General features: G+C 70.1%; 16 protein-coding genes. 11 read left to right on the top strand and 5 right to left on the bottom strand.

The genetic code is table 11. The features are described from left to right. Positions 1 to 5: 5 nt before the first annotated feature. Positions 6 to 620 carry a DUF721 domain-containing protein gene (locus tag ACFWIA_RS28840; RefSeq protein ID WP_387010086.1) on the bottom strand — a complete coding sequence of 205 codons (615 nt, stop codon included), beginning with the start codon at positions 618 to 620 and terminating at the stop codon, positions 6 to 8. Next, positions 617 to 3,031 (bottom strand): hypothetical protein, encoded by a 2,415-nt coding sequence (locus ACFWIA_RS28835; RefSeq protein ID WP_387010084.1) that lies wholly within the window; start codon positions 3,029 to 3,031, stop codon positions 617 to 619. Before ACFWIA_RS28835 ends, ACFWIA_RS28840 begins: the two co-directional genes overlap by 4 nt. A gap of 1,231 nt (positions 3,032 to 4,262) precedes the next feature. Between ACFWIA_RS28835 and ACFWIA_RS28830 the strand changes: the two genes are divergently transcribed. The 3 genes from ACFWIA_RS28830 (at position 4,263) to ACFWIA_RS28820 (ending at position 6,447) form a co-directional block, all read left to right on the top strand. Continuing rightward, a complete protein-coding gene (locus ACFWIA_RS28830) occupies positions 4,263 to 4,883 on the top strand; it encodes a hypothetical protein (protein WP_387010082.1) in 621 nt (206 codons plus the stop codon). A gap of 75 nt (positions 4,884 to 4,958) precedes the next feature. Next, the gene (locus ACFWIA_RS28825; protein WP_387010080.1) at positions 4,959 to 5,603 is read left to right on the top strand and encodes an HAD family hydrolase; all 645 of its coding nucleotides are present in this window, start codon (positions 4,959 to 4,961) and stop codon (positions 5,601 to 5,603) included. 4 nt (positions 5,604 to 5,607) lie between these two features. Further along, complete coding sequence (locus tag ACFWIA_RS28820) at positions 5,608 to 6,447, top strand: DUF1932 domain-containing protein (RefSeq protein WP_387010078.1); 840 nt, start codon at positions 5,608 to 5,610, stop codon at positions 6,445 to 6,447. Positions 6,448 to 6,454: 7 nt separating this feature from the next. Here ACFWIA_RS28820 and ACFWIA_RS28815 read toward each other — a convergent pair whose 3' ends face one another. The 3 genes from ACFWIA_RS28815 to ACFWIA_RS28805 all read right to left on the bottom strand — a co-directional run bounded on the left by ACFWIA_RS28815 (position 6,455) and on the right by ACFWIA_RS28805 (position 8,992). Further along, positions 6,455 to 7,024, bottom strand: a complete 570-nt coding sequence (locus ACFWIA_RS28815) for a guanylate kinase (protein ID WP_387010076.1) — start codon at positions 7,022 to 7,024, stop codon at positions 6,455 to 6,457. Further along, a complete protein-coding gene (locus tag ACFWIA_RS28810; RefSeq protein ID WP_387010074.1) occupies positions 7,021 to 8,058 on the bottom strand; it encodes an AAA family ATPase in 1,038 nt (345 codons plus the stop codon). Before ACFWIA_RS28810 ends, ACFWIA_RS28815 begins: the two co-directional genes overlap by 4 nt. A 181-nt stretch (positions 8,059 to 8,239) precedes the next feature. Next, positions 8,240 to 8,992 (bottom strand): GntR family transcriptional regulator, encoded by a 753-nt coding sequence (locus ACFWIA_RS28805; RefSeq protein WP_387010073.1) that lies wholly within the window; start codon positions 8,990 to 8,992, stop codon positions 8,240 to 8,242. 264 nt (positions 8,993 to 9,256) lie between these two features. Here ACFWIA_RS28805 and ACFWIA_RS28800 point away from each other — a divergent pair, with 264 nt between their 5' ends. The 8 genes from ACFWIA_RS28800 to ACFWIA_RS28765 all read left to right on the top strand — a co-directional run bounded on the left by ACFWIA_RS28800 (position 9,257) and on the right by ACFWIA_RS28765 (position 13,732). Further along, the gene (locus tag ACFWIA_RS28800; protein ID WP_387010071.1) at positions 9,257 to 9,622 is read left to right on the top strand and encodes a hypothetical protein; all 366 of its coding nucleotides are present in this window, start codon (positions 9,257 to 9,259) and stop codon (positions 9,620 to 9,622) included. A gap of 428 nt (positions 9,623 to 10,050) precedes the next feature. Beyond that, entirely contained in the window at positions 10,051 to 10,671 is a 621-nt protein-coding gene (locus ACFWIA_RS28795) for a hypothetical protein (protein WP_387010069.1), read from the top strand. Between the two features lie 335 nt (positions 10,672 to 11,006). Continuing rightward, positions 11,007 to 11,849 (top strand): hypothetical protein, encoded by an 843-nt coding sequence (locus ACFWIA_RS28790; protein WP_387010067.1) that lies wholly within the window; start codon positions 11,007 to 11,009, stop codon positions 11,847 to 11,849. Positions 11,850 to 12,172: 323 nt separating this feature from the next. Further along, positions 12,173 to 12,355 (top strand): hypothetical protein, encoded by a 183-nt coding sequence (locus tag ACFWIA_RS28785; protein WP_387010065.1) that lies wholly within the window; start codon positions 12,173 to 12,175, stop codon positions 12,353 to 12,355. A gap of 47 nt (positions 12,356 to 12,402) precedes the next feature. Continuing rightward, positions 12,403 to 12,552: a hypothetical protein gene (locus tag ACFWIA_RS28780; RefSeq protein ID WP_387010063.1), complete on the top strand. Its 150-nt coding sequence runs from the start codon at positions 12,403 to 12,405 to the stop codon at positions 12,550 to 12,552. After that, complete coding sequence (locus tag ACFWIA_RS28775; protein WP_387010061.1) at positions 12,549 to 12,683, top strand: hypothetical protein; 135 nt, start codon at positions 12,549 to 12,551, stop codon at positions 12,681 to 12,683. Before ACFWIA_RS28780 ends, ACFWIA_RS28775 begins: the two co-directional genes overlap by 4 nt. 161 nt (positions 12,684 to 12,844) lie before the next feature. Next, the gene (locus ACFWIA_RS28770) at positions 12,845 to 13,150 is read left to right on the top strand and encodes a WhiB family transcriptional regulator (protein ID WP_387010059.1); all 306 of its coding nucleotides are present in this window, start codon (positions 12,845 to 12,847) and stop codon (positions 13,148 to 13,150) included. A gap of 117 nt (positions 13,151 to 13,267) precedes the next feature. Next, positions 13,268 to 13,732: an NUDIX domain-containing protein gene (locus ACFWIA_RS28765; protein ID WP_387010057.1), complete on the top strand. Its 465-nt coding sequence runs from the start codon at positions 13,268 to 13,270 to the stop codon at positions 13,730 to 13,732. Positions 13,733 to 13,748 lie beyond the last annotated feature (16 nt).

Here is a 13,748-nt window from a genome sequence, read left to right as displayed (position 1 = left end):
CCACTTCACCCAGGGCATCGCCACCGCCGGCATGAAGTAGCCCCGCCCGCCCCCCGGGGCGGGTGCGGTTCGGGGCCCCCGCACGCCGGGGCGCGGCCCCCCCCCCCCGGCCCGGCCGCGCCCCCCCCCCCCGGGGCCGGGGCAACGTCGGCCGCGATGGCGGGGCCGGTCCTCACGAGCGCGGGTGCCAGGACGTTCAGGGCGCAGACGTGTCCGTTTGACACGCGTTCGTTGACGGCGGCGATCAGCTTCGGCGCGCTCCACCGGAGCTTGGTTCCGACGGCCGGGGCGTCGGGGACCAGGTCCAGGCGGCCGGTGTCCGCGTCGAACCCTGTCGCCTTCACGCGCCCGGCGAGCTCGGGCACGGTCGCGGTGAGGATGGTGTCGAAGTGGGCGAGGACGGTGCCGCCGGCGGTCGGGGCGGCCAGGCCTCGCTCGGTCATCATCATGCCGATCGCCGCGCCAAGTCCGAGCGGCTCGCGGCCGTCGCGCCGTACGGCGGTGGTGGTGCGCCGCTTCGGCTTCGTGGTGCGGGCGCCGTTCTTCTTCGCCGCTTCCCGCGCCGCGGTCAGGGCTTGGCGGGCAAGGTCGACGCCGCTCAACTCCGACTCGGTGGTCATGCGATCACCATCCCGGTGGCGTCGCCGTCCAGTGGGCGGGCGGTGAGCTCGGGCAGCCGGTCCGTCCACGACGCGGGCCGCTCGGTCCGGGCGTTGGCTTGCTCGCTCAGTTGCTCCAGTCGCGTCGCGAGCAGGTACTCGGCCACGCGCTCCCTGGCGGTGTCGGCGGCCTTCGTCGCGGCCGCGACGGCGTCCGCACCGTGTGGGTTGTACCTGTACCAGCGCCGGTTCTGCTCGGTCTTGTAGGCCCGCTGGGCCTCCGCTTCGGCTTCCTGGGTCTGGCTCAGCATCGCCAGGGCGGTGTCGTGGTGCTCCTGGAGGGCCTGTTGCGTGGTCTGGAGCGCGGCGAAGGCGTACGCGTCGCGCGCCGCCTCCGGGCTGGCTTCCAGGGCGGCAACGCCGGTGGTGTCGGTCATCTCCAGGAACTCCTGCCATGCGGCGGTGACGCTGTGGCCGATGGCGGTCCGGACCGTGGCGGCGACGGCCGCGACGCTGGCCGGGTCGGTGAGGTCGGCGGACCAGGTCGCCACGAGGAGACCGGCCTGACTGATCAGGGTCTCGGTCTGGCGGCAGTGGTCGCACGTCTCGCATAGCCCACCGGCCTGCTGCTGCCCGCAGTCCTCGCACGCCAGCGCCTGGCGGACCGCGTCGGCGGCGGCCGAGGCCAGGCGCTCGCGCTCCGCCCGGTCAGCGGCTGCCGCGCGGGCGGCATCCCGGCGAACGTGTTCCGCGCGGGCCTGCTCGCGGCGCCACACGTAGTCCTCCGCCTCGATGGCGGCGAGTTGCCGAAGCCGGGCCTCGACGGCGCGGTGGCGCTCAGCGTCGCCGAGGCCGGGCTGCCGGCGCTCGATGTCGGCAGCGGCCCGGGCGCGCATCCCGCGTCGCAGATGGAGGACGTTGCGGCAGTTCTCGCACTCGGTCCGGGTGTCCAGCCGGGTCCCGTCGTCGCACCGCAGATCCGGGCACGCGCGCCGCTGGGGCAGGCCCCGGCGGATCAACCACGCGTACGGGTCACCGATCAGGGCCTCGCCGCCGGTCTCCTCCAGACGATCGGTAAGCCGCTCAGCCAGCAGCCGCGGCGCAGCGCCCTGCTGCATCAGCAGCGCGTCCAGACGGGCCAACTCCGTCTTCGCGGCGGCCTCTACCTGGTCCTGCTGCCACCTGGACAACCGTTCCCAGAGCCAGGTCACAGGCCCGAGAGCGACCCGCAGACGAAGATCATCCGGCAGCCCCCACCGCCGCTGCTGCCGCGTCTTTTCCCACCCGGTGCCCTTCGGCCGTTCACCGGCCCCAGCCCCGGCGACGCGCTGCCCAAAACGCTCGTTGACCGGAGACTCCTTCGGCTGTTCCCCGCGCAGCGGGCCGCCCGCTGCCACCGACGACCAGCTCCCGGCAACGTTGGTCTCGCTGTCGACGGCCTGTTCCTCGCCCGCGCACGCGTGCTCCGGCCGACGACCTGCAGTCCCACGGCCTTCGCCGGAAAAGCGACCAGAGAGCTGCGGACGAACGGCTTGAGTGACCACAGAAGAGTGATCAGTGTGAAGGGTTGCCGCAACGTCGGGCTCTGCAACAGCAGCCCCATCCGTTCCCAACAGGCCGCTGACCTTTGATTCCGTGTCCGCTTCTGGCGCCTCAACAGGCCCTGCCGCAACGTCGGGGTCTGAAATCTCGGCCTCCGGTGCCTCCGCAAGGTCCTCCTGGACGTCGTCGGCGACCGTACGACCGTGCGCGGCGGCGACCGCTGGAACCATCAGCCGCGACCGGCTCCGCAGGCCCGAGCCCGTCTTCAGACGCCGCCGGAGCACGAGCTCTTGGTCCTCCAGGCGCTCCAGTACCCGCTCCCCCGCCGACGCCGAGCAGCCCATCAGCCGGGCCACCGTTGCCGCCGCCCGGCCGCGCCGGGTGTCCACCGTCCCGCCGCACAGCCGAACCTGTCCGGACTCCCGCGCCTCCAGCACCAGCAGCAGCAGCGCCAGACGGTCCGTCGCCGCGCCCCGTCCGGTACGTGTACCGATCAGCCCGGCCGGGGTGACCGAGCCGTCCCGGTGGGTCCAGCCCGGCGCCATTACGGCCTCCAGCAGCCGCAAGAAGGTGGAGTACTCCTTCTTCGCCAGGTTCAGCGGATGCCCGACGACGTCTTGCGCCGCCCACAGCGGCAGCACCCGGCACTTCAGGCACTCGTCCTGCCCGAACTCACCCTCCTTGGTCTCCACCGACACGAGAGCGGAGCGGCGCAGCGCCGGGATCACGACAGAGGCGACGTACGACGCCGACAGCCCCAGCCACCGGGCCAGTTCGGACGTACGGATTTCCACCACACCCGACTCCGACGGCGTCCTGGACGCCACCACGATCACGGTCAGGCGGACCGAATCCGGGGCGCCAGCCAGACCGGAGGCATCCAGCAGCATATGGACCGCGGCGCGCAGCCGGGCACGGGCGTTCCGGCCCAGGGCGAGAGGACGGCCCGGACCCCGCACCGGCACCGGACCCGTCTGGACCGGGCCCAGCGTCGACCGACGCCAACGAGGCTGCGGCACCCGAGACACCGCGGCGGCCCGCGTCGCAACCGCGTTCACTGGGTGCCCCTCAAGCAGGGAGCGAGCTGTGAGGTAAGAGGCGTGTGGCCAGGGTGTGTTGGGGTCATGAGCGCACGATGGACCGCCGTTGGGTTAGCTCCGCAAGTCCTGTCGCTGGACCTTCCCGTCACGCGGGCGATGATCATCGGGGCGGTTTCCCGGGGCGGGAACGGGTCCGTCCGGGTGCCTGTCGGCTGGGTGTGGGCGAGGTCGCGAACGGCACGCTGGCAGCCCGTGGGCAAGGCGGCGCGCCGGGTGCTGCTGGGGACGCTGCTCGGCATGGCACGCAGTGCCGACCACTGATGGGTGAAAGCTGCCTGAAAGGGGCGAAGCGGAAGCGCCTGGATCAAGAATGGCGGGAATCTGACACCTCGAATCGGCATGAAACGGGCGTATGTGGGCTGGAAAAGTGCGTGCGGGTACGGCAAAATGGCTCCTCGTCGGGGGCCACGCCTTCAGACACAACGAAGCCCCGTTGGTGGCTTCGGTTCCGCGGAGAACCTAGAAGTTGAATCGTTCGAAGCCGGCTGGTACCGGGGCGAACGACTCCTCCGAGAGGGCCCTTGCAGGGGCCGGAACGGAGATTGGATGGGGCGCTGAGCCCGAGGTGCGTCAACACCTTGAGAAGCTGAGCGTCCCGGCGGCTGTCCCGTAGAGCGGGTGTCGCCTCAGGCACCTACGACGTTTCGACCTCCATGGGAGAGACGTACCCGCGTCCGGACAGTCGCGGAAGCATGGAAAAGGCACCCTCAAGCCGGAGCGACGTGCTGGTCATCGCTGCGACGGCAGTGGGTGCCTTGTGTGTCTGATGAAGGGTGCGGGTATCCTGCAACATGTCGAGACCATTCGCTGTAAGGTCTGCGGCCGTGCCCCGGAGTGCAGCCTCGCGGGGCTTAACCATGTCTGCGGTGATCTTATCCACGGACACCCTACTCCCCTCGTGAACTGCATTGGCACCCTGGGACCAACCGTGTCGCCGCCTTAGGCTTCCTGACGTACCGCCATGCGGACAGCTCCCTCCCCTGGTCGCAAGGCGGAAGCCCGGCCCGGCATGATGAGTAGCGTGACGACCGACGACCTCGATGCCGACGACCTTGATGTCGAGACCTTCGCGACCCCGGGGCAACAGCGCCGCTTCGCCACCGCGATGGAACGGATTGCCGCGGCGCGAGCGCCTGGCAGTCTGGTGCGTGTGTACGTCAGCGCGGCGCCCCGGATGGCGGACAACCCCAAGTGGGCCAGCTGGCTTGCGAAGATCGCCGAAGAGCTCCCAGCCGGAGTCGAGGTCCTTCACTACCGAAGCGTGTTCAACGACGCCCGGCCTTACGAATGGGACAGCTTCGTCGAGCAGCTCGACGGCCTTGTCATAGTCGGCAAACAGAAACGGGCCGGCAGCCGTGTCAACCTCCTCGGCCCTGTGGCGCGGCTTGAACTCCGCTCGCTCATCGCGCAGAAGCCCGTACTCCTGTACGAACACAACCTGGGGTTGATCCCCGTCATCGACTGCCGAAGCCAGGTACTTCGCCCGGAAGGCACGCCGAGGCTGAAGATCATCGCGCCGAAACGATGGAAGCGGAACTCCGCGACGCTCAGGTCCGCGCTCGCCGCGCTCGCCCCATCGTCGACCCTGGCGGAGGAAACGCACGATCATCTCGCTCGCCCCTTTGCCCCTCCCGCGAGCTGACCGGTTCATCACCCCCTTCCCATCCGCCAGGAAGCCCCTCGTCCTGTACGAAGAGAAAGAGGAGAGCTGCCCCTCATGCCCCTTGCGCTTTTCGACTTGGACAACACCCTGGTCGACCGTGGAGTTGCCTTCGAGGTGTGCGTGTCCGAGTTCTGCGCAAGGGCCCGTTTCAGGTCGGAGATCAAGCAGTGGATGCTCATCGAGCTCGCAGATCGAGCAAGCCCCGGTGACTTCACCCGACTCCGGCAAGCCTTCAACCTGGAAGTACCCGTCGAGCGGCTGTGGCAGGAGTACGTCAGCCTTATGGCGGCTGCTGTTGTCTGCCGACCGGAAGTCCTCGAAGGCCTTGCTCGTTTGCGCGCGGCCGCATGGACGATCGGCGTCGTCACCAACGGGGCCGGCGACATCCAGCGGGCCAAGCTCGCCGGTGCCGGCATCGCCCCTCTGGTTGACGGCATTGCTGCCTCGGGCGACCTGGAGACCCGCAAGCCGGACCGGCGCCTCTTCGAACTCGGGGCCACTCGGTGCGGCGTCAGCCTCGCGGACGGGGGCTGGATGGTCGGCGACAACCCTGCCGGAGACATCGGCGGCGGCCGCCAGGCCGGCCTGCGCACCATCTGGCTGCAAGGGCGCCCCTGGCCCGATGGACTCCCCGCCGCGCACCACGTTGTTGACGACGTCACCGACGCCATCACTATCCTGCTCGCCGAGACGGAGTAGAACCGTGCACCAACCAACCGTCGGCATCCTCCACCCCGGCAGCATGGGCGCCGCCATCGCCGCCTGCGCCGCGACTAACGCGGCCGCGGTCCTCTGGTGCAAGACCGGGCGCAGCACCGCGTCGGCGGCGCGCGCCGCCCGGTTCGGCCTGACGCCGGTGACCGAGCTGGCCGAACTGCTGGACCGCAGCGACATTGTCATCAGCCTCTGCCCACCGGCTGCTGCCGAGGACCTCGCCCGCGACGTCGCCGTGCACCACTTCGCCGGGGTGTACGTGGAGGCGAACGCCATCAACCCCGTGCGGATGCAGCGGATCGCCGCCCTGCTCGCACCGGCAGCGACCGTCGTGGATGGTGGCGTCGTTGGCTCCCCACCGGTCGGCGGCAAGACGCCGACCCTGTACCTGTCCGGGCCCGCTGACGCGACCGCCTGCATCAAGGCGCTGTTTGCGGACACCGCCGCCCAGACCTCGGTGCTGGGCACGGAGGTGGGGAAGGCGTCCGCGCTGAAGCTGTCGTACGCCAGTTTCCAGAAGACGTCGCGGGTGCTGGTGGCGCTCGCGGTCGGCATGGCGCGCGCACACGGCGTTGACCAAGAGCTCATCGAGGTCGCTTCACGGCGCACCGACTCGTATCTGTCCGAGCCGCAGTACGTCGCCAAAACTGCCGCGCGCGCTTGGCGCTGGGGTCCGGAGCTGGAGGAAGCTGCCGACGCGCTTGCGGCCGCCGGCCTTCCGCCGGAGATGCTGCACGCGGCCGCCTCCACGCTGGAACGGTGGAACGACGCCAAGGACAACGGCGAGCTCACACTCACCGATGCCTTGGACCGACTCGCCCAGCCGTAGCCCGCGCTCACGCCGTTGCTGCCCCCGCGTGCCGTGCCAGCAGTTGGTCGATGAGCTGTGCCGCGTTCTGCGGCGCCGATGTCGTTGTGTCCACCGTCAGGTCCCAGACCAGGTCCGGGTGCGCATCCAGGTCCTCGCGGGTCGCGTCCCACGCCACCAGGCGCGCCGCGGTGTCGCCGTCGCCGCGCTCCGCCGACCGCTGCTCGGTCACCTTGCGCGGGCACCACAGCAGCACCACTGACCAGTCGGCCGGGTAGCCGTCGACCAGCGCGAGGATGCCGTCGACCTGTCCAAGGTGCACCACGGGCACCCCAGCCGCGAACGCTGCGTCGACGCCGGGTCGATCGATCACGTACGTGTTGCCGTACCGCGCGTTCGAGTAGACAACGTCTCCTGCGGCATCCAGCTCGTGCAGCTGCTCCGCTGTGCCCATCCGGTAGCCGGCCGACTTGCCCGTCCCGACCTTGAGCCTCGCGAACTGCGCGTATCGAGGGCTCAACTCGGTGAGCGCCGTGGTGACGGTGTCCTTCCCCGACGCTGGCGGTCCGTAAAGGATCACACCCTGTTTTGAGTTCATGCGTACATCGCTCCCATCGCCTGCCGGGCCTGGTCCGTGAGTGTCACTGCTGTACCCAGCCGGTTGTCGACGACCAGGTGTGGCACTGCCGGACGCAGATCCAGATCGATCGTGGCCATGTACTCGTCCCACCGCGCCAGCTTCCACGCGTCCCGGGCCGCAGAACGGAATCCGATGTACTCGCGCATTGACTCTTCGTCGCAGCGAACCCACACCGGGAAGACGTCGACACCCATCGAGCCAGCTCGATTGGTCAGGCGCTGCATCCAAGCCGGGTCGGTCATTTCGGAGATGAACGGTGCGGTCAATACCGTGGAGATGCCGCACTTGATGTTGGCCATGGCCGACTGCATCAGGCAGTCGTACTCCACCGGCCGAACCTTCTCGCGGTAGAGGTCGGTGTGCCGGTCGTTCGCGTCGCAGCCCAGCGCGGCTAGGAGGCGTTCCACCAGCGGGCGGGTGAGCGGATCCTTGTCGAGCAACGGCCAGCCCGTGAGTTGGACGAAGAAGCGGGCGAGTTCGGTCTTCCCACTGCCCGCGAAGCCACCGACCAGGATGAGCACAGGACGGTGGGGGTCGCCGCCTGTGTGCCGGCGTTTCCACGCGTCGATGATCCGCTGTTGCAAGTCGAAGTGGTTGGCCTGGTCCGACCCCGGCGCGATGCGATGAATAGCACGCTCAACAGCCAAGACTTGCGAACCGTTGAGGCGGTCGTCCAGCGGTGTGAGGTTGAAGGCCGTCTCCTCACCGGGCAGGGCGGTGCGGAATCCCAGATCGGGCTCCGTGGCCCGGTAGAGGAGACAGTAGGCGCGCCGGTAGTGCGGGCCCGGGTAGACCTCGCCCTGCTCGTGCTGCCACAAGGTCTGAGGATTCGCGGCGGGGATGCCCTTGAGCTTGGCCTGCTCGGCAACCGCGCGGAGGCGCTCCCCCGCCTTCTCCAGGGTCAGGCCGTGAGCCTCCCTCTGCTCACGCAACCGATCTGGTCGCCACCCTGCTCGCTGCTTCCCCACCCTCTGCCCCTCCGTCATTGTCATGGCCGCGAGCCTAGGGCGCGAGTACCAAATCCCATGTGTACGCGGATGTTGAGAACCCGTGAACGAGAGTGCGCATGGGCTTCGACAAGCCGCTGTGATGTTGCGTCTCACTCAGCGCGAGTGAGATGGCTCCCACATGACGAGTAGCCATGAGGGAGTCGCAGTGGCAGAGTTCGAAGGCTCAGGCATCGAACGCGTACTCCAGGATGTACGCCGCGCTGTCCATGGTCATCTCGTTCACTTCGACCGCTCGAAGGTCTGCGTCGTAGGCCGTTCGGCAGAGCTTGATGACGGGGCGCTCCAAGGGCATGGCCAGCCCTTCGGCTTCCTCGGCAACGGGCAGCCTGCAGCGGATCTCCTCGCGGAAGTGCATGGGTCCGTGGCCAAGCTCAGAGAGCCGCGCGTACGTACCTCCCTCGCCCGTGTCGACGCGCATAATCGCGGTGCCTTCTGCCAGTTCAAGGGGCAGATAGGAGGTCGCGAGCATGACCGGTCTGCTGTCCAGAACGAAGCGACGGAACCGAGCGCATACAGCCTCGTCCTCATCGAGCTTCAGCATCCGAGCGATGTGCGCTGGCACCGGGACGCTGGCAACCCGGACATCGATGGTGACGGGGCGCTCTTCGTCGGCGGACCAGATGGACTTGCCAGCTCCCCACTGTTCGCGCGCGAGCCGTTGGATGCCATGCCGTCGGATCGGGCGGAACTCGATGACACGAGCGCCGGCGCCCTTCTTCGTTTCCACCAGCCCCTCGATCCGCAGGATCTTGAGCGCTTGGCGCGCGGTAAGAATGGCAACTTCGTGCTGAGCGGCGAGCGCGCTCTCACCCGGCAGCCGATCGCCGGGCCCGTACTCGCCGGACTCGATCGCCGCCTTCAGGTCGTCGGCAATCCGCTGGTACTTGGGCCGCTGCGCGCCCGTCTCACTCGCCATGCATCTCCCTACCTCGTTAGCGATCCTACGACCACTGGCTATCGAGGAACCGGCATGGGCGTCCCGGCGGGCCAGGACATCACCAGAAGACTGTACCTCGCTAACGTACTTCTTGACATCGTTAACGAGCAGCGCTGTACTGAGGGGGCATCGGACCTCGCTAACGAGGTGAGGGTGAGGGTGTCGAAGAAGTTCGGCTTAGCCCTGCGCACTCGCCACCGGGACGCCTCCCGAGCTCAGCACGTCTGAGAGGAGTACCACCTCATGAACGCCACCCGCCGCCCCGCCGCCAGCCTCGCCGCTGAGCACTTCGACGCTGAAACGCTCGCGCTCCTGGACGAGCTGGAAATCGAACTCCCGGAGTTCGCCGAGGTCAACCTGGACGTCGCCTTTGGTACGCCGCTGGAACTGCACGAGCCCTACGCGACATCCCGCGAGAAGGTTCTGACCGACCAGCAGGAGCTACTGGAGCAGTTCTTCGCCAGGCGGCACGCGGCCCGCGACATCCTCGCGGACGACCCGAGCATCACCACTCGAATCCGGGAGCGCCTAGCCGACGTGCTCCTCCCCTGCGCCACCCAGCTGCGTATCGCGCCGCCGATCGCCTCGTCCCTCTCGATCGTGGCCTGACTCCTGGCCTACTGCCGGGTCTTCGGACCCGGCTCCCCCACCCGGAACTGCCCCACAGGCGGCGCCGGATGAGGGAGCCGGAACTGGTTCCCAACCCAACTTCATACGTCTGGCTGCCCGGCTAAATGCCGGTCCTGGGATGACGATCCATGAGGTCTCCCAGTAGCAGCAGCCAGGTGCGCAACCCCGTATTCCTCTGCAGTCGCTGTGCTGCCCGCCGGTCAGGAACGCCCGCTAGGGGCGTGGCCTGGCCGAAGGGGAACACAGCTGGACCAAGAACATCAGGAGATGCGATGCGCCCCAACAGCCGTGCCCCTCTGCTGGCCAGCCGGATGCGACCTGAGCACCTGTCCCTCCGCGAGGGCGAACCTCGCATGGTGGTCTGCCCGGATTGCGGTACCTGGCACCGCGTCAAACGGTCAATGATCATGCCGCACCGTGCCGGCCCCCCCTCCGAACCGACCTCTACCCGACGCTACGTCGGTGACAAGCCCTCCGGCGGCCCCCGCTGCCCCGGCAGCGCGCAGTCCATCGACATCGACATCACCCCCGACCAGTGGAATGAGGCGTTGCACGCCGCCGATAGCACGGCGACCGGCCGGCGCTCCGCCCGCCAGCACCACAAGCCGCTGGCGCAGCCGCCCACCCCGGTCCACCGCTTCGCCGCCCGCGGCCCGCAGGCCCTGCCCGTCCTGCTCCGCCTGATCCCGCTTCTGGAGCGGGCCCGCCGCGCGGTCCTCCAGCACCGTGCTGCGTGCGCGACGTGCCGGGGCGCCGGCGCCAGGTGCGCGACGGGCCGTGCCCTCGAGGTCCGACTCGGCGAGACAGAGGCAACCTGCACGATCGCCCGCGAGCAGGCCGAACGCCAGGAGCGGAGCACCGCCCGGGCACTGACCGCGCCGGCCGCCCGCCGGGCGCAGTGGGCCAAGCACAACAAGTCGGTCGCCGACACCGACACCCGCCGCACCCACCTGCCCACCGGCGACACCCCGCTGGGCGCGCCCTCGGTGCCGCTCCAGCCTCTCCGCCCCCAGCGCCGCGCGAGCTGACCAACAGCCCCTGCGCTGCCCCCGAACCGCACCACGAGCCCCGGGAGAACGTCTCTTGGGGGCTGTTCTCCATATGGCGTTGCCCGCCGTCCGCGGGTTTCCTCCTGCGCCGCTGGAGCCGGCCCCCATGGCTGTGAAGCTGCGCACCGCCACCACCTCGGCAGCCTGATCTGCGGCCCTGCTCCGTGCATCATCCCCAGCCCCGTGCACCGCCGCGGTGGGCTGGGGGTGGTGCGGGGCTGCAGGACGCCCCAACAGAAAGGTGCGCCGCCCGGAGCTCTGACCCTCCGGGCGGCGCGATACAGGCCCACCTCGTGAAAGGACTGCCTGTGTCCATGATTCTGGCACGGCCCAACCGATCGACTACCCAGCCCGACCTGTCCAAGAACGGTGACTCCTGGCTCCAGCCGCAGAACTCCCCCGTTCTCGCCCGGATCACCCGCCGCCCCCGCCTCCAGCACCAGATCGACAACGGCGCCGCCTGCATCACCACGGCGGTCGGCGACTTCTTCCGCGGCGACCACGAAACCGCCCACTCCTGGACAGCCCGCATCCCGCGCCTCCGCACCGTGTGCAACAACTGCCCCGCCCAAGCAGCCTGCCGCGAACTCGCCCTCCGCGACCGCGAAGGCCGAGACACCAACCGCCTCGACGACATGGTCCGCGCAGGCCTCACAACTCACCAACTCCGAGACCTCGGCGCCCTCCACGAGCGGGGCCTGGAGGAGGCGGTCGCCCGCGACGACGAGGCCACCACACGATGGCCCCGACGCACCGGCCGCGCGGAACGCCCCAACTCGCTCACCCACTCCCCCGCCACCACCAGCCACGCTATTGGCACCGCCCGCGCCTCCGCTCCGCGCGCCGGCGTGATTGATGACGTCGAGCGCGAAGACAACGCGAAGGGGCTGGAGCCTGACGACGACGCGTTCCACCAGCTCGTCCAGCGCGCTCCACGCACGCTCGCCGAGATGACCGGGGCAGCGCCGAAGCTTCCGCTTCGCCCGACGCCGCACGAGCGGGACGGGCGACAAGAGCAGGAGCCGGATGGTCGCCCGCACCCGCAGGGCATCTACGAAGAGGACCAGGACCACTGCCCGATCTGCGAGCACTGGATCTGCACCTGCGGCACCACCCACACCACCAGCCGCCCCGCCCTCGTGGCGGTGACCCGGTGACCGCCCACAGCGTCCGCACCCGCGTCCGTCGCCTCAGCCGCATCGCCTGGCAGTGCTGGATCTGCCGGCTGGAGGTCGACAACCGGCTCAAGCGCTGCCCCTTGAACCACTGAAGGGGCGTTCTCATCCATCCGGCCGTCCACTACGCCCGGGCCGCGCGTCACCGCGCGGCCCGGGCCGCTGCGGCCCTGGGCTGCACCCACCCGCAGGCACGCCGGCTGCTCACGATCGCGATCGCCGCGGCGACCCGGGCGTGGGACGCCGGACACTCCGTCGCTGACACACACCCGGCGCCGCCTCGCTGGCGCCGCTGGAAGGACTTCGTGCCCACGCTCCGCCAACTCCACGAGCTGTACATGGCCGCCGACAAGGCCCGTCGCGCGCACCTCGTCGCCTGCGGCCGCTGCACCGCAGAGCGCCCCGACTGCCGGGACGGCGACCAGTTGAACCTCAAGTTCGTCCGCCTCCAGGACCAGTACCTGGCAGCGCAGAGGCAGCACAAGTAGCGAACGCCTGCCGACACCGACCACCACCTCCACCCGCGGAGCTGCCCATGACCGACTCCACCACCGCTGACCGCTCCGACCCGCCGACCCTCGACGAACGTCTCCAGGCCGCACACCGGGCCCTCGGCGAGGCCGTCCACCACCGCCTCAGCCCGACCGTCGCTGACCACCTCGACCCGAACGGAACCCCTCGATGAGTACTCAGCCCACCTCCGACGACCGCGAGCGCCCGACCATCCACCTCACCGCCCCGCCCCCGCCGGCTACCCCGGCCCCGCCGGTTCCGCCGACCGACGACCGCCCCCGCCCGACCATCCGCCTGCGCTGACTGCCCGGTGCTGCCCGTCGTCCCCGCCCTCACCGGCGGGGCCGGCGGAGAGCGCCGGGAGCTCCCGCACGCTCCGGCCATCCGGCCGTACACGCGCACACAGCCCCGGGGATGCGCCCCCGGGGCTGCCTTCGTACCACCGGACCTTCTGGGAGGCCCTGATGAACCGCTCCATCGTACGGACCCCTTACTACGGCGCCGTCTCCACCGAGGCCCCGCCCGCTGGCCCCCGCGCGGCCTGCGCCGACGAGGACCCCGAGCTGTTCTTCCCTGTCGGCAACACCGGGCTGGCGCTGCTGCAGATCGAGGAGGCCAAGGCGGTCTGCCGCCGCGGCTGCCCGCTGATGGAGAGCTGCCTCCAGGGCGCTCTGGAGCGCGGCGAGCAGGGGGTGTGGGGCGGCACCGACGACGACGACCGCCGCCGGATGAAGCGCCGCGCCGCCCGCAACCGGCCCACGGCTGCCTGACCCGGATCTGCCGGTTGCCTTCTCCGCCTGTCCCCGCCCCGGCATTTCCCCGGTGCGCGGACGGGCGGAGTCGTGGGGAGCCGGACGGCCCGGACCGCCAGCCAACCCGGAGGAAACATGACCGATACCGCGCCGGAGCCGATCCGCTACACCGCCGACGTGGTGTGCGTCCGCGGCGCCGACGTGCTGCTGATCGAGCGCGGCTGGCCGCCCCACCAGGGCAAGCTCGCCCTGCCGGGCGGGCACGTCGACGAGGGCGAGACATCCCGGAACGCCGCCGCCCGCGAACTGCTGGAGGAGACCGGCGTCGCGGTCGCCCCGGACGACCTGGTCCTCGTCGGCGTCTACGACGCGCCCGCCCGGGACCCCTGCGGCCGGTACGTCAGCGTCGCCTACCTCGCCCGCGTCCCCGCCGACACCACCGCCCGCGCCGGCACCGACGCCACCGCCGTGCGATGGAAGCCGCTGAACAACCCCGGCGACGACCTCGCATTCGACCACGGCCTGATCCTCAAGGACGCCGGACGGCAGATGCCCGCCCAGGACCACGCGGCCCAGTGCCGCGCCCTCCCCAAGCCCTGACACCCGCCCCCGCTGT

The organism is Streptomyces sp. NPDC127068 (assembly GCF_042724695.1).
Classification (GTDB): Bacteria; Actinomycetota; Actinomycetes; order Streptomycetales; family Streptomycetaceae; genus Streptomyces.
This window is presented reverse-complemented; position numbering and strand designations above follow the sequence as displayed.

Excerpts from the sequence above, each read along its gene's own strand:
- ACFWIA_RS28840 (WP_387010086.1), bottom strand. The coding sequence starts at position 620 with ATGACCACCGAGTCGGAGTTGAGCGGCGTCGACCTTGCCCGCCAAGCC.
- ACFWIA_RS28835 (WP_387010084.1), bottom strand. The coding sequence starts at position 3,031 with ATGCTGCTGGATGCCTCCGGTCTGGCTGGCGCCCCGGATTCGGTCCGC.
- ACFWIA_RS28825 (WP_387010080.1), top strand. The coding sequence starts at position 4,959 with ATGCCCCTTGCGCTTTTCGACTTGGACAACACCCTGGTCGACCGTGGA.
- ACFWIA_RS28815 (WP_387010076.1), bottom strand. The coding sequence starts at position 7,024 with ATGAACTCAAAACAGGGTGTGATCCTTTACGGACCGCCAGCGTCGGGG.
- ACFWIA_RS28810 (WP_387010074.1), bottom strand. The coding sequence starts at position 8,058 with ATGACAATGACGGAGGGGCAGAGGGTGGGGAAGCAGCGAGCAGGGTGG.
- ACFWIA_RS28805 (WP_387010073.1), bottom strand. The coding sequence starts at position 8,992 with ATGGCGAGTGAGACGGGCGCGCAGCGGCCCAAGTACCAGCGGATTGCC.
- ACFWIA_RS28800 (WP_387010071.1), top strand. The coding sequence starts at position 9,257 with ATGAACGCCACCCGCCGCCCCGCCGCCAGCCTCGCCGCTGAGCACTTC.
- ACFWIA_RS28795 (WP_387010069.1), top strand. The coding sequence starts at position 10,051 with ATGCCGCACCGTGCCGGCCCCCCCTCCGAACCGACCTCTACCCGACGC.
- ACFWIA_RS28790 (WP_387010067.1), top strand. The coding sequence starts at position 11,007 with ATGATTCTGGCACGGCCCAACCGATCGACTACCCAGCCCGACCTGTCC.
- ACFWIA_RS28780 (WP_387010063.1), top strand. The coding sequence starts at position 12,403 with ATGACCGACTCCACCACCGCTGACCGCTCCGACCCGCCGACCCTCGAC.
- ACFWIA_RS28775 (WP_387010061.1), top strand. The coding sequence starts at position 12,549 with ATGAGTACTCAGCCCACCTCCGACGACCGCGAGCGCCCGACCATCCAC.
- ACFWIA_RS28770 (WP_387010059.1), top strand. The coding sequence starts at position 12,845 with ATGAACCGCTCCATCGTACGGACCCCTTACTACGGCGCCGTCTCCACC.
- ACFWIA_RS28765 (WP_387010057.1), top strand. The coding sequence starts at position 13,268 with ATGACCGATACCGCGCCGGAGCCGATCCGCTACACCGCCGACGTGGTG.